Below are 14,269 nucleotides of genomic sequence, written 5' to 3' on the forward strand. Positions count from 1 at the left end.
CGATCAGGCGGTGGCCAGCAGTTGATCCACCGGGGCGTAGTCGTCGGTCAACACCATCGCCCCGTCGACGAAGTCCGTCAGCGCCGCACCGGACAGCAGGCTGACCTTCGGATCCACCTCGGCCAGCCGGGCCCGGACAGCTTCCAGCGGCAACGGCGCGTCGGAGCCGACGATGAGGAAGTTGGAGCCCTGCTCCTGGGCGAGCGCTTCCGGCGGCGCGATCAACGCGACGTGCCCGAACTCGGCTGCCACAGTGGCCAACTCGGCGCGGATGAACCGCAGCGGCGGGTAGTCGATGACGTTCTGCACGTACACGCCGCCGGGGCGGGTCACCCGTCGGACGTCGGCGGCCATCTCCCGGGTGGCCAGGTGCCAGGGCACCACCAGGTGCCCGAACGCGTCCCCGACCACCAGGTCGCGGCTGTCGGTCGGCTCGCCGGCAACGAGCATCCGGGCGTCACCCACCACCGCCCGCAGGTCCGGCCCCGGCCGTACGCCCAGCTCCTGCTCACCCAGCTCGACCAGCCCGCCGTCGATCTCGAACACCAGGTTGTCGGTGCCCGGTCTGGTCGCTGTCAGGTAGCGCGGCACTGTGAAGCCACCACCGCCCAGGTGCAGCGCGTCCAGGCGCTGACCGGCCGGCGCGGCGACGTCGCCGACCGCGCCGATCCACTTCGTGTACGCGTACTCCAGGTGTTTCGGGTCGGCGAGGTCCACGTACGAGTGCTGGGCGGAGTTGAGCAGCAGCGTCCGCCCGCTGGGCCGGGCGGGGTCCGCGGTGACCCGGGCGCAGTGGTACGCCGTCTCGATGTCGCACGGGTTGGGCGCCACGGTGGTCAGCCCCGCCCCGGCCAGGCCGAGTACGGCCAGCGCGGCCCGGGCCCGGGCCGGACCGGGCAGCTCGGTGGGCTCCTGCCGGCGCAGGTACCAGCCGAGGCCGATGCCGACCAGCCCGAGCGCGAGCGCCAGGGCCAGCAGGATGACGGTGCTGCGCAGGGCGGCGACCAGCACGAACCCGGTCAGCAGGGTTGCGGTGATGCCGCCCAGGGTGCCGATCCCGGAGAGTCGACCGACCACCTGGCCGGTGCGGCGCAGGTCGGCGAGCTGGAGTTTCACCACCAGCGGGGTGACAGCTGCCAGCAGTGCGGCCGGCACGAACACCGCCAGCGCGACAAGCAGCAGGATGCCGCTGGCCGCGCCACCGCGCAGCACCTCACCGGCGTACCGGACGACGGGCAGGGTGACAGCTGTGGCGATGCCGGCCAGCACCAACGCCGGCGCCAGCAGGCCTCGCGGGTTGCGCCGGTCGGCCAGCCAACCGCCGGACCACGCGCCGTACGCGATCGCGGCCAGCGCGATGCCGATCACCGAGCTGGTCACCTGAAGGGTCACCCCTACGTACGGGCCGACCAGGCGCAGCGCGACTGTCTCCAGCACCAGCACGGCACCGCTGGAGAAGAACACCAGGAATGCGGCCAGGCCGTTGGGCAGCGCCCGGCCGGTGACCGGCACGGGCGGGGCCGGAGGCGCCGGCAGGGCCGCTACGTCGGACGGTGGGGAGCTCATCGTCGCGATGGTACGCAGCCAAGCTGGTGCTTCGGGTCAGTACATAGAGAGATGAACATGGTTTGTGTGGGACGCCGCCGGAGAGCCACTTCCACTGTACGAACGCCAACCGGTGCCGGGATGCCAGATCTGCCGGTACCAGATCACGTAGAGCACGCCGAGCCGGTCGGCGTTGCGCACGTGCCAGGCGGCCAGGCTGTCCCCGTACGCCTTGTCGCCGCCGGTCGCGTTCTTGTCCTCGAAGCCGTTCGTGGCGGCCGAGAAGTCGCAGGCCCGGCCCTTCGGATGCTCGCCGCTGCCACCACTGCGCTTGCAGGAGACGTGCCGCTTGTAGCCGGCCGCCTGGGTCTGCTTCAGCGCGTTGAGGGTCCGCGGAGTGATGCACCCGGAGGTGGTCGGGTCCTTCACCGAGCAGGACTCCGACGGCCAGGACCCGTCGGAGTTACGCGGCGCCGGCTTCGCCGAGGCGGAGCTGCCACCGCTGAAACCGTTGCTGCCGCCGGAGCTGACCTCGGCGAGCGCCTCCTCGGCTTCTTTCTTCTTCTTCGCCATCACGGCGAGTTGCTTCTGCTGCTCGCGGACCTCGGCGTCGATGGCGACCTTGGCCTGCTGCGCCTGCTGCCGGGCGTCGGTGAGGTCACGCAGCCGCTTGCTGTCCCGCTGGGCCATCAGGTCGAGGTCGCCCGCGCGTTGCAGGAACGCCTCCGGTGTGGCCGTGTTGAGCAGCATCGAGACAGCGCTCAGTCGACCCACCCGGTACGACTGGGCGGCCACCTCGCCCACCTGGCTGCTGAGCCCGACCAGCCGACCCTCGAGCGTCGCCAGCTCGCCGGTCAGCGCCGTCTTGCGACGCTTGGAGTTGTCCAGCTTGGCCTTGGCCTCGATGTGACCCTTGGCGGTCAACTCCAGCGCGTCCTGCAACTTCTTGCTGCCACCCTCGCCAGGCTCCGCGTACGCGGGCACGCCGGCACCGCCGAGCACCAACGCGACGGCGGCGAGCACTGCGAACAGAGTGCGGCGACCGAGCCGCGGGCTGAGCCTGGTCCTGGGCACGAAAGCGTCCTTCCGTCGACCGCCGGCCCCCGATGAACACTGCACCGCGGCGCCGGTCGGCGGCCTGCTGGCGGAGACCGCCGGTCACGATACCGGATCGCGGGCCGGTGACCAGCCCGCTGACCCGCTGGCCGCCTCGATGTCGACGCAGCGTCCCAACACGGTCGCGCAGCGCGCGGATCAGGTGCTCAGAAGCGCGTCGTGCACCTCGGCCCACACCTGCTCGTTGGCCGCGACGAGCAGACCCCGGCCGTCGCCGGCGGGGTGGTAGTCGACGCCGTCGAATCGGCGGGCGACACCCCCGGCGGCACGGACCAGCACGGTGCCCGGGGCGTGGTCCCAGGGCAGGGTGCGCCAGAAGAGGGCGAACTGCTGCTCGCCGGTGAGGATGTCCAGGTACTCCCGACCGGCGCAGTGCAGGCCGGGCAGCAGCTCACCGAGCCGCCGCCCGCCGGCGCGGACCCGGTCGCGGGCCTCCGGCGGCAGGAACCGGGTCATCGCCGCGCCGCGCAGCTCGCCGATCGGCGGCACCGAGCCGGTGCCGTCCACCGGTCGACCGTTGAGCACTGTGCCCTCGTCCGCCGAGCCGGCGGCGAGAGTGCCGGCGAGCGGGTCCAGGATCCAGCCGGCGGTCGGCTGCCCGTCGGTCAGGAGCGACACCATCAGGGCGAACGGCCGGCGACCGGCGGCGAAGTTCGCGGTTCCGTCGACCGGGTCGACCAGCCAGACGTCCCCGCCGTCGCGTAGGTGCCGCAGCAACCCCGGATCGTCGGCGACACCCTCCTCGCCGACCACCGTCGAGCCCGGCCGCAGCCGGCGCAGCCCCGCCGAGAGCAACTCCTCGGCCCGGCGGTCGGCGACCGTGACCACCTCGCCGGGTGCCTTCTCCGACACGTCATCGTCGTCGAGCTTGCGGAACAGTGGCAGCACGACCTGATCGGCGGCCTCCCAGAGCAGGCCGCCGACGTCGTCCAACAGGGTGTCAGCCACGCGGCGGCAGCTTGACCACGCTGACGAAGAACTCGTCGATCTGACGGACCACCGAGATGAAGCGCTCGAAGTCCACAGGCTTGGTCACATAGGCGTTGGCGTGCAGTTGGTAGCTACGCAGAATGTCCTCGTCGGCCTGCGAGGTGGTGAGCACCACCACCGGGATCCGGCGCAGCTCCTGGTCTTTCTTGATCTCTTCCAGCACCTCCCGGCCGTCACGCCGGGGCAGGTTGAGGTCGAGCAGGATCAGGTCGGGCGCCACCGCGTCGGCGTACTGGCCTTCCCGGCGCAGGTAGGCGAGCGCCTCGGCCCCGTCGGAGACGACGGTCAGCCGGTTACGCAGCTTGTGTTCCTCGAACGCTTCCTGGGTCATCAGCACGTCACCCGGGTCGTCCTCGACGAGCAGGACCTCGATCGGGCTCTTGCCATCCGCCGGCGCGGTCATCCCACCGTCTCCCTCATGTCACCCGTTCTACCGCTTTCCAGCGTCTCGTCGGCCCGGTCCGGCTGGTCCGGCCCGCCGGCCTGCTCCGTCAACGCTGCCGGAGCCTCTGTCGAGGGCGTCGCGTCGCCCGCTGTCGGGGCGTCCGGCTCCCCGGCAGAATCGGCGGCGGCAGCCGCCGCGACGTCCTCGGGAAGTGCCGGCAGGGTGAACCGGATCGCGGTGCCCTCCGGCACGTCGGTGTCCACCCAGACGCGGCCGCCGTGGTACTCGACGATCTTCTTGACGATCGCCAACCCGATGCCGGTGCCCGGGTACGCGTCCTTCGAGTGCAGCCGCTGGAAGATCACAAAGATCTTGTCGGCGAACTCCGGCTCGATCCCGATGCCGTTGTCCTGGCAGGTGATCTCCCACTCGGCGCCCACCAAGCGGGCCGAGACGTGCACCTTCGACGGCACGTCCGGGCGGCGGAACTTGATCGAGTTGCTGACCAGGTTGGCCAGCAGGTTGGTGAGCAACGGTTCCTCACCCGAGATCACCGGCAGATCGGTCCAGGTCAACTCGGCGTCCGCGTACTGCCGGGCGGCCTCGGTCTGGCCGGCCACGTCGCCCATCACCTTGTTGAGGTCGACCTCGACGAAGCCGGTGGTGAGCCGCCCGATCCGGGAGAACGCCAGCAGGTCGTTGATCAGGCGCTGCATCCGTTGCGCGCCGTCCACAGCGAAGGCGATGTACTGGTCGGCCCGCTCGTCGAGCTGCCCGGCGTAACGGCGCTGGAGCAGCTGGCAGAAGCTGGCGACCTTACGCAGCGGCTCCTGCAGGTCGTGTGAGGCCACGTACGCGAACTGCTCCAGGTCCCGGTTGGACCGGGTCAGCTCCTCGGCCTGCTTCTGGAGCTGACTGTTGACCCACTCGATGCGCTCGCGGGCGGCCCGGACCTCGGCCAGGTCGGCGGCGATCTTCTGCCGCATCGCGTCCACGTCCTCACCGAGCCGGATGAACTCCGGCGGACCGAGGGCGGCGATGCGGTGCTGGTAGTCGCCCTCGGCGACCTCACGGACCTGGGTGGCGAGGCCGGTCAGCGGCCGAACCACCATCCGGTCCAGCGAGAGCAGCAGCACCGCCCCGGCGACGACCACCACCAGCGCGGCGACGATCAGGAGAACAACCAGGATGTTGCTGCTGGTACGGACGTTGGTGGCGGTCTGCTCCCGGGCGGCCAGGACCTCCTCCTGGAGGTCGTTCACCGCCGAGCGCACCTCGTCGAACTGTTGCCGGGCCGCTTCGGTGACCAACGCCTGGCCGGCGTTGGTGCCGCTCTGCTCGGTGGTGGTGATCACCGGCTCGGCAACCGACTGTCGCCACTGCGTGACACGCTCCTCGACGGTCCGCAGCTCCTGGCTGATCTCTGGATAGTCGTCGAGCAGCGTCCGCATCGAGGTGACGACGCTCTGTTCCTGGGCGAGCCCTTCCCGGTAGGGGTTCAGGTCGTCCCGGTCGCCGCTGACCGCGTACCCGCGGATCGCCGTCTCCTGGTCGAGCAGCGCGTTGAGCAGTTCCTGGGACTGCACCCGCAACGGGCCGGTCTCGTTCAGGACCGCGTCGATCTGGGTGCGGTTGCGGGCGGCCATCGCCGCCTCCGCGGCGGCCAGCCCGACCAACAGAAAACCCACGACGGCGAGCAGGGTGATCACCCGGCGGCGCAGACTCCAGCCGCCGACCACCGGCTTCACCGGCCACCGCCCCGGCTGACCAACAGCATGGCCACGTCGTCGGCGAGCGGGCCACCGTTGAGCCGCTCGGCCCGGCCGACGAGCCACGCCGGCAGCTCGGGCAGGGACACCGAACGGTTGGCCGGCTCGTCCAGCAAGCCACTGAGGCCCGGCACGTCGAGCCGTTCGTTGCCGGCGCCCACCCGCCCCTCGATCAGGCCGTCGGTGTACATCAACAGGGACCAGTCATCGGTGTCGAACTCCAGGTCGTAGGCGATCGGCCGGCGAGGTCGTACGCCCAGCAGCAGGCCGCCGGGCGCGGGCACCGGGGCGACCCGGCCGCCGGAGAGCAGCAACGGTGGCGGGTGCCCGGCCAGTCGGACGGTGGCCCGGTTGGCGTCCAGGTCCAGTCTGACGGTGGCCACCGTCGCGAAGATCTCCTGGAGGCGGCGCTCACTCATCAGCACCTGCTCCAGGGCGGGCAGCACCTCGTCGTCCGGCACCCGGGCGAGCACCAGGGCCCGCCAGGCCACCCGCAGCTCGACCCCGAGCGCGGCCTCGTCCACCCCGTGCCCACAGACGTCGCCGACGATCAGATCGAGGCGGTCCGGGTGGGTCTGCACCACGTCGAAGAAGTCTCCGCCGATCAACGCGGCGTGCCGGCCCGGCCGGTAGAAGGTGTGCACCGCGACCAGGTCGGTCGTCATCAGCGGTTGGGGCAGCAGGCCGCGTTCGAGTCGGGCCGACTCGGCCTGGCGCAGCTCGACCTCGCGCAACCGGCGGGCGTTCTCGTCGGCGCGCTTGCGCTCCACGGCGTAGCGCAGCGCCCGGGTCAGCAGCACCCCGTCGACCTGGCCCTTGACCAGATAGTCCTGGGCGCCCTCGGCGACCGCCACGACGCCCAGGTGCTCGTCCGTGCGGCCGGTCAGCACGCAGACCGCGGCGCCGCTGGACATGTCCAACACCTGGCGCAGCCCGTCCAGCCCCTGCGCGTCGGGCAGGCCCAGGTCGAGCAGGACGCAGTCGACGCCGCTGATCCGCTGCCGCGCCTCCCGGAGGCTGGTGGCGACCAGCAGGTCGATCATCGAGTTCGTCTCGGCGAGCAGCTCACCGACCAGGAAGGCGTCGCCCTCGTCGTCTTCCACCAGCAGCACCCGCAACCGCTCACCCGGCGGCAGGTTGGCGTGCCGCGCCAGGCCACCGTGCGGGTACGGCACAACTGGGGAACCGGCCAAGCCGGCCCCCCGGTGCGGCCGGGTCACCGCCGCGAGACGCGGGAGTTCGCTGGTGATGTCGGGCTCCTTCCGAGTGCCCTGCTGATCCTGTATTAGACAACGGTCGCACACAACACGATGCCTACGGCGCGGGCGGGGATGGGGAGCGTCACTGCTCGGCCGTGGACAAACCGGGCGGCTGACGGACACGGGACGTACCGGCCATCCCATCCGCAGCCCCCGACGGGCAGGATGATCCCACCCCAGGCCCCACCACCCCCCGAGGAGTACCCGTGGGCGCACCCACCACCCCGGCCACGACGGGCACGCCGACCCGTCCGATTCCGGGCGTACCCCCTGGCAGCCGGGCGCTGGCCCGGCCGCGTCGGCGGCTCGTGGCCGCCGCGGCGGCGTTGGCCGCGCTGGCCGCTGTCGCCGCCGGCAGTCTGCTCGACCTGCGCACCCCGGCCCCGAAGTCGGCCGACGCGCCGGCTGACGCGTTCAGCGCCGGCCGGGCGTACGAGGACGTCCAGGTGATCGCCGCCCGGTCGCACGTCGCCGGCAGTCCGGCCAACGAACAGGTGCGCGCGCACCTGGAGCAGCGGTTGCGGGGGCTGGGCCTGGAGACCGAGGTGCAGGACACTGTGGCACCGGAGGCCGGTCAGCTCAGCGGGGCGGCGGGCGGGGCGACAGTGGCCCGGGTCCGCAACGTGGTGGCCCGGCTGCCCGGCACCGACTCGACGGGTCGGGTCTTCCTGGTCTCCCACTACGACTCGGTGCAGACCGGGCCGGGCGGCAACGACGACGCGGCCGGCACGTCGACCATCCTGGAGGTGGCCCGCGCGCTGACCACCGGCCCTCGGCCGCGCAACGACATCGTCTTCGTGCTGACCGACGCCGAGGAGGCGTGCCTGTGCGGCGCTGCCGCGTTCGCCGCCAGCCACCCGCTGGCCACCGACGGCGGGGTGGTGCTCAACCTGGAGGCGCGGGGCTCCACCGGGCCGGTGATCATGTTCGAGACGTCCCGGAACAACGCGAAGTTGGTGGACATCTTCGGCCGGGCCGCCCCTCACCCGGTCGGCACCTCGTTCGCGGTGGAGATCTACCGCGCGCTGCCGAACGACACCGATTTCACCGCCTTCCTCGATCACAAGTTCGTCGGGTTGAACTCGGCGTACATCGACGGGGGCGCGATCTACCACACGCCGTTGGACACACCGGAGGCCATGGACCGGGGCAGCCTCCAGCAGCACGGGGACAACGCGCTGGGCCTGGCCCGGGAGTTCGGCGGCACCGACCTGACCGAGCTGCGCTCCGGGCACGACGCCACCTACTTCCCCGTTCCCGGCGGGCTGGTCCGCTACCCGGGCTGGCTCACCCTGCCGCTGGCCCTGCTCGCGGTGGTGGCGGTGGCCGCGCTGGGCTGGCTGACCCGTCGGCAGGGCCGGGCCAGCATCGGCCGGATGGCCGCCGGCTTCGGGCTGGCCCTGGTGCCGATCGTGGTCGCGCCGGTCGCCGCCCAACTGCTCTGGCTGGCGATCGCCGCGATCCGACCGGGGTACGCGGAACTGCTCGACCCGTACCGACCGATCTGGTACCGGCTGGCCGTCGTGGCGCTCGCCACCGCCATCCTGTTCACCTGGTACGCGCTGACCCGCCGCCGGATCGGCCCGGCCGCGCTCGCGATCGGTGGGCTGGCCTGGCTTGCGCTGCTCGGAGTGCTGCTCGCCGTGGCGGTGCCGGGTGGGGCGTACCTCACCACACTGCCGGCGCTGGCCGGCGCGCTCGGTGGGCTGGTCGCGCTGCGTACCCGGCAGACCGGGCCGTGGCCGGTGGTGGCCGTGACCGCCGCAGCGGCCGTCGGTGTGGTCATCCTGCTGCCCACAGTGGTGCTGCTCTTCCCCGCGCTCGGGATGGCCATGGGCGGGGTGGCCGCGCTGGTCGCGGTGCTACTCGGCCTGACCGCCCTGCCGGTGGTCGACCTGCTGCACCCGCAGGCCGGCGGCCAGCGCGGCCTGCTGGCGCTGCGGGCCCGACGGCTCGGCGTGCTCCCGGCCGCCGCCACGGCTCTGGCGGCGGTGGTGCTCGCCGGGGTCGGGCTGGGCGTCGACCGCTTCGACACCGACCATCCCGCGCCCACCCACCTGATGTACGCGATGGACGCCGGCACCGGCCAGGCCCGTTGGCTCAGCCACGAGAGCGACCCGCAGTCGTGGACGGACGGCTACGTGGACGGGACGGCCGACGTCGGCGACGACTTCCCCGGGCTCGGCGACGGTGAACTGCGGACCGGGCCGGCGCAGCCGGCGAACCTGCCGGCCCCGAAGCTGGACGTGGTGGCCGACGCCACCTCCGGCGGTGAACGGACGCTGCGGCTGCGGCTCACCCCGCAGCGGGCCGCGCGGCTGGCCACCCTGCACGTCGACACGTCGACCGCCACCGTGCTGAGGGCCGAGGTGGCCGGGCGGTCGGTGCCGGTGGAGCCCCGCGAGGGCAAGTGGGGCTTCGGGCTGGTGTTCCACGCCCCGCCGACGGAGGGCATCGAGGTCACGTTGACAGTGCGGCCCATCGCCGGGCAGGTGGCGTTGCGGGCCATGGACGCCAGTGACGGGTTGGACGCGCTGCCCGGCTTCCGCCCCCGGCCGCCGGCCGTCGGCGTCGTCGGATCGCACAGCTCCGAGATGCTGGCGGTGGCGCGCACCTACCCCTTCTGACGGGACGGGTCATGGTCCGGCGGGGTGCTACCCGCCGGACCCGCGTCCTTTGCTCTGCACCCGCGGACGCACCACCTACCTACGGTGCCCGGTCAGTGCGGCGCGGCGGGCCCCAGGTCACTCGGGTCGGTGTTGCCGCCGCAGACGATCACCGCCACCCGCTCCCCCGCCTGCGGCACGTACGCGCCTCCGACCAGCGCGGCCAGCGCCGCGGCACCACCGAACTCGGCGGCGACCCTCAGCTCCGACCAGAGCAGCCGACGCGCCCGCACCAGATCCTCGTCGCTGACCAGCACGGACACCACCCCGGTCCGGCGGGCGGTGTCGAACGCGATGTCGCCGATGCGGCGGGCGCCCAGCGAGTCCGTGGCGATGCCGCCCACCTCGATGTCGACCGGCCCACCCGCCTTGAGAGCGGAGTGCAGGGTGGGAATCTGCTCGGGCTCGACGGCGACGACACGTACCGAACCGTCGAACCAACTGGCGATGCCGGACACCAACCCGCCGCCGCCGACCGCCACCAGCACGGTGTCGATCCCGTCCACCTGCCGTTCCAGCTCCCGGCCGACGGTGCCCTGACCGGCCACCACCTCCGGCTGGTCGTACGCGTGCACGACCAGCGCGCCGGTCTCCTCGGCCCGCCGGGTGCTCGCGGCCAGGGCCTCCGCGTAGTGCTGGCCCACCTGGCGCACCTGGGCGCCCAGCCCGGCCAGCCGCTGCACCTTCACCGGCGAAGAGGTCACCGGCACGAAGACCTCCGCCGGCACGCCCAGCGACCGGGCCGCGTACGCGACGGCGAGACCATGGTTGCCACCCGATGCGGCGATCACCCCCGCCGGCGGCAGCGGCCCCTGGAGCATCCGGTTGAACGCGCCGCGCGGCTTGAACGAGCCGGTGTGCTGGTGCAGCTCCAGCTTGAGGCTGAGCTGCGCCGGCACACCCAGATCGGCGCCGTCGACAGCGATGACCGGGGTTTCCCGCACCCGCCCCTGCACCAGCGCGGCCGCCGCCTCGACGTCGCTTCTGTTCAGCATGGGAAACGCCCTTCACTACGAGTCGACCATCGCCGGTGAGCCCGACAGAACATCCTATGGAGATCCGTCGGCCATCCGTCGCGGGACGCTTCACTCACCCAACCTTGTCCGCAGGCCGGCCAGCGCAGCGCTGAGTACCGGGACGGATGCGCTCCGGCCGGATTGACGATGTTCTAGCAACATGTCGCGACACATCATCGACAGTCGACGGGCACTCGATCCGGCTCGCTGGGGGCGGACCGTCGTCGGCGCGCTGCTGGCCTGCCTCGTCGCGCTGCCGTCTGCTGGATGCGCCCCCTCAGCCCATGACAAGGCTCGGGACTCGGTCTTGAAGAGGGCCGAACAGGTCGCCCACGAAACCGAGCCATGGGCAACCGACTCACTCAGCCTGAAGGGCTGGAAAAGCAACAAGTCCGTACTCGATCGGCTCGTCGCCGAAACCGGAGGCGAGCTACTCACCTCCGCGGTCCATGAGCCGGACGAGCGTGGGGTGGGTCTCCTGGCCAGGGTGGAGGTCATGATGACGGGCAGCGCATCCGAAGGCTGGCTGGCCGGCGACGAGACGTCCTACCACATCTGCGTACGCTTCGATGTTCGCCGGGAAGCCAGCGGGCCCCGCGAGATCACTCCCGCGCCGATCGAATGCCCGCCTGGGATTTCGGCCACCTGGGTACCGCGTTAACGGCAATGGGCCCCGTTCGCGACAGACAGCATCAGGCCGACCAGGCACGGACAATGTCGTCAGGTCCCCAGAAAGGTCCACAGCCCCAGCCGGAAGGTTGGCTCCAGAGCGGCTGACGACGACCAGGCCACTGGTCTCGGGCTGAAAGCCCCGAACCTCCCGAAGCTAGATTGAATCTTACTTCGGAGCAGCCTACCTAAAGCCGGAGGTCGCTACGGGTATGCATCAGAACCCCGGTTGCTTCGGCGTGACATCGCCGTGGGCGTCGAAGCCTTCGCTGGGACCGGCGACGCCGCAACTGGTCCCGCAGGGGTGCGGTTCACAGGCCGAGCGCGACGGGCTGGACTGGCACTCCGTCATTGATCAATTCCGTCAACGGCGTGGCGAGGTCTCGGGGCGAGAACAGTTCCGGACCGCGGTGTTCGCTGATTTCTGACAGCGACCACCAACGCCAGCCAATGACGTGCTCGGCGGCGAGTTCTTCATCGCTCATCACACCGCGCGGCGTGAACGACGCGGTCCGAACGAGGAAGTAGTCGTTCACGACGCCATCGTGGCCGGGTGCGAACCCGGCGGCGACTATCTCCTGGCGCCAGACCTGAGGCGGGTCGGCATCGAGAGCAAGGCCGACCTCTTCGCGCAGCTCTCGCCGCAGGGCGGCCAGTGGCGTCTCGCCGTCTTCGACGCCACCCCCGGGAGTGATCCAGACGGCGATCGTGCCGGCCGGATCGGGAATGGCGAGTCGTAGCAACAGAACCCGGTCGTCTTCATCGACGACGACCGCACGCGCCGATCGCCGCAGGTCCACCGTCGACATGAGGACACCCTACGGGTCAACGATCACCGTCGACGCCAGCGACGGCGTAGCGGCCTGATGCGCCTGCGCCCATGAACCAACCAATCGCCACCTCCTGCTCGTAGGGCGATCGGGCTTTCCTTATGCCGTAACCGGTGCGGCTACGACCAGTTCGGTGTCCGGGTCGTGGTCAATCTCCAAAGGGCAGGCGACGATCAGGGTGGCTCGGGACCACGGTCGTTCTCGCAGCATGAAGGGCAGCTCCTCCCGCAGCCAGTGCGTCACGTGCTCCTGCTGTTCGGAAGAGTCACCGTCGCGAGCGGCCAGCCGGCGCTCTTGTTCATCAAGATCGCCCTGTATGTACATCGAGGCGTCCAACCACGGGCCAAGTTCGTCTCGGATGATGCCGGTGCCCTCGACCCAGACGAAGTCAGCGCCGGCAGGCACGGTGATCGATCCAGCTCGGTCGTGGCTGATCCAGGCATCGGGACGGAAGTTCACCGACTCCCCTCGGTGCAGAGGTTGCAGAATGTTCTCGGCGAGCACGGCGCCCCAGTCGAAATAGGCGTGGTTCCAGGCGACATCGTCGGTGTGCACGGTGGCGGAGTTGGACTCCACCTTGCGCAGCTTCTCGGCCAGGCTCGTCTTACCCGCCCCACCCCGGCCATCGATCGCGATCACCCGAGGGCGTCCGGTGACAGCTGGTGATGCATCCCGTAACTGCCGGACGGCGTCGAACAGGGTTACCAGCCGCCAACCAACGGCTTCAGTCTCACCGGGACGTAAGCGCATCGACGGCTTGTACCCCCGATGCCTGCCGATGATGCCGCACTCTGGTCTGTCACCGCCCGTGCCACACCTACGCCCCATCGACAAGGCGCTGATACTTCCAGCGGTATTGATCCAGATCGTGGAAGCACTCGATCGAATCGGACGAGACGGCCCGTGAGCTGCGCCCGCATCAGGCGTCGATGGCCAATGATGGTTGCTGTGATTCGCGTTGAACGGCCGGGACCCGGCGGGATCTTGGCTCTGTCCAATCTTGTGTGCGAGCCTTCGGCGGTGACTGATCTCGTCATCCGCGCAGCCACCTCGGCTGATTTCGAATTCCTGGTTGACATGCTCGTGGAGGCCGTGAACTGGCTGCCTGAGCGCAACTGGTCTCGCGAGCAGATCCTGGCGAATCCCGCGCTGGCTCACTATGTCACCGGGTGGATGCAGCCAGACGACTTTGGCCTGGTTGCGGTGGACCGAGCTGATCGGTCAGTCGGCGCGGCCTGGTGCCGATACCTGACCGCCGCTGATCCGGGCTATGGGTACGTGAGTGACGACGTGCCAGAGCTGACTATCGGGGTGGTGGAGGCCTGGAGGGGTCGGGGTGTGGGCCGGCTGCTTCTGCGCGCTGTTCTGGACGCCGCACGAGAACGTGGCATCCGCACGGTGTCGCTGAGCGTGGAGCGGGCGAACTTCGCTGCAAGGCTGTACGCCGCCGAAGGATTCCGCACGGTTGAGTCGTTCGAGGACGCGGACACGATGGTCGCTGAGATCGGGGCCTGACGCGTGTGGCGCCCGAGGCGAAGCGATCCAAGAAGGCGTAACGATCACCTGGCGTTGGAGTGGCCGTCCGCAGTGCTGGTCCCGCCGCCCGGCCGGGCCACGCTTCCCGCGCCGATGCTCTCGAAAGCTGATCCAGCTCGCGCAAAGGCGGATACTTCGCTCATGACTCTGGCACCGTCACGCACCCATCTCGTTGACGCGCGCTCATCCTTCCTGGTGCTGGCCGGCTGGTACGTGGCCATCGTCGTGTCGTTCGGCCTGTTCCTCAGCACGCTTTCCGGGTCGGTCCCGGCTGGCTGCGGCGAGGTATGCGACTCCGAACGGTCGCGGGCGCTGCTCTTCGGGCTCTACGTGGCTACGCCCGTGCTGTTCCTCGCGCTGCTGGTCAGCCTGGCAATGCTCGCGGTCCTCGTCGCCCGTACCCGGATCCGCTCGTCGGCCGTGCTGGGCAGCCTGTCCGCGATGCTTCCGCTGGCCGTGTGCGGACTCCTCATCGCCAACCTCTGACC

At 70.7% G+C, this 14,269-nt stretch carries 13 protein-coding genes; 4 read left to right on the plus strand and 9 right to left on the minus strand.

Annotation, left to right across the window (positions count from 1 at the left end; translation table 11 throughout):
* Positions 1-3: 3 nt before the first annotated feature.
* The 6 genes from AB0B94_RS16565 to AB0B94_RS16590 form a co-directional block, all read right to left on the minus strand.
* Positions 4-1,566, minus strand: a complete 1,563-nt coding sequence (locus AB0B94_RS16565) for a fused MFS/spermidine synthase (protein ID WP_357279459.1) — start codon at positions 1,564-1,566, stop codon at positions 4-6.
* A gap of 36 nt (positions 1,567-1,602) precedes the next feature.
* Positions 1,603-2,619, minus strand: coding sequence for a hypothetical protein (locus tag AB0B94_RS16570; protein WP_357279464.1), 1,017 nt, complete (start codon positions 2,617-2,619; stop codon positions 1,603-1,605).
* A gap of 180 nt (positions 2,620-2,799) precedes the next feature.
* A complete protein-coding gene (locus AB0B94_RS16575; RefSeq protein WP_357279469.1) occupies positions 2,800-3,609 on the minus strand; it encodes an inositol monophosphatase in 810 nt (269 codons plus the stop codon).
* Positions 3,602-4,054, minus strand: coding sequence for a response regulator (locus tag AB0B94_RS16580; protein ID WP_088987503.1), 453 nt, complete (start codon positions 4,052-4,054; stop codon positions 3,602-3,604). Before AB0B94_RS16580 ends, AB0B94_RS16575 begins: the two co-directional genes overlap by 8 nt.
* On the minus strand, positions 4,051-5,784 hold the full coding sequence (locus tag AB0B94_RS16585) for an ATP-binding protein (protein WP_357279474.1): 1,734 nt from the start codon (positions 5,782-5,784) through the stop codon (positions 4,051-4,053). The genes AB0B94_RS16580 and AB0B94_RS16585 overlap by 4 nt, the downstream gene beginning before the upstream one ends.
* Positions 5,781-6,980, minus strand: coding sequence for a fused response regulator/phosphatase (locus tag AB0B94_RS16590; protein ID WP_357279480.1), 1,200 nt, complete (start codon positions 6,978-6,980; stop codon positions 5,781-5,783). The genes AB0B94_RS16585 and AB0B94_RS16590 overlap by 4 nt, the downstream gene beginning before the upstream one ends.
* A gap of 338 nt (positions 6,981-7,318) precedes the next feature.
* Between AB0B94_RS16590 and AB0B94_RS16595 the strand changes: the two genes are divergently transcribed.
* The gene (locus AB0B94_RS16595; RefSeq protein WP_357280059.1) at positions 7,319-9,691 is read left to right on the plus strand and encodes a M28 family peptidase; all 2,373 of its coding nucleotides are present in this window, start codon (positions 7,319-7,321) and stop codon (positions 9,689-9,691) included.
* 92 nt (positions 9,692-9,783) lie between these two features.
* Here AB0B94_RS16595 and AB0B94_RS16600 read toward each other — a convergent pair whose 3' ends face one another.
* Positions 9,784-10,725, minus strand: a complete 942-nt coding sequence (locus AB0B94_RS16600; RefSeq protein ID WP_357279483.1) for a threonine/serine dehydratase — start codon at positions 10,723-10,725, stop codon at positions 9,784-9,786.
* A 181-nt stretch (positions 10,726-10,906) separates the two neighbouring features.
* On the opposite strand from AB0B94_RS16600, the gene AB0B94_RS16605 reads away from it, so the two are divergent.
* On the plus strand, positions 10,907-11,407 hold the full coding sequence (locus AB0B94_RS16605) for a hypothetical protein (protein WP_357279486.1): 501 nt from the start codon (positions 10,907-10,909) through the stop codon (positions 11,405-11,407).
* A 319-nt stretch (positions 11,408-11,726) separates the two neighbouring features.
* Here AB0B94_RS16605 and AB0B94_RS16610 read toward each other — a convergent pair whose 3' ends face one another.
* The gene (locus tag AB0B94_RS16610; RefSeq protein WP_357279489.1) at positions 11,727-12,224 is read right to left on the minus strand and encodes an NUDIX domain-containing protein; all 498 of its coding nucleotides are present in this window, start codon (positions 12,222-12,224) and stop codon (positions 11,727-11,729) included.
* A gap of 120 nt (positions 12,225-12,344) precedes the next feature.
* A complete protein-coding gene (locus AB0B94_RS16615; protein ID WP_357279494.1) occupies positions 12,345-12,995 on the minus strand; it encodes a hypothetical protein in 651 nt (216 codons plus the stop codon).
* A 270-nt stretch (positions 12,996-13,265) separates the two neighbouring features.
* Here AB0B94_RS16615 and AB0B94_RS16620 point away from each other — a divergent pair, with 270 nt between their 5' ends.
* The gene (locus tag AB0B94_RS16620) at positions 13,266-13,760 is read left to right on the plus strand and encodes a GNAT family N-acetyltransferase (protein WP_357279501.1); all 495 of its coding nucleotides are present in this window, start codon (positions 13,266-13,268) and stop codon (positions 13,758-13,760) included.
* 162 nt (positions 13,761-13,922) lie between these two features.
* Positions 13,923-14,267: a hypothetical protein gene (locus AB0B94_RS16625; protein WP_357279504.1), complete on the plus strand. Its 345-nt coding sequence runs from the start codon at positions 13,923-13,925 to the stop codon at positions 14,265-14,267.
* The last annotated feature ends 2 nt before the right edge of the window (positions 14,268-14,269 follow it).

It is taken from the genome of Micromonospora sp. NPDC048986 (assembly GCF_040649335.1).
Classification (GTDB): domain Bacteria; phylum Actinomycetota; class Actinomycetes; order Mycobacteriales; family Micromonosporaceae; genus Micromonospora; species Micromonospora alfalfae.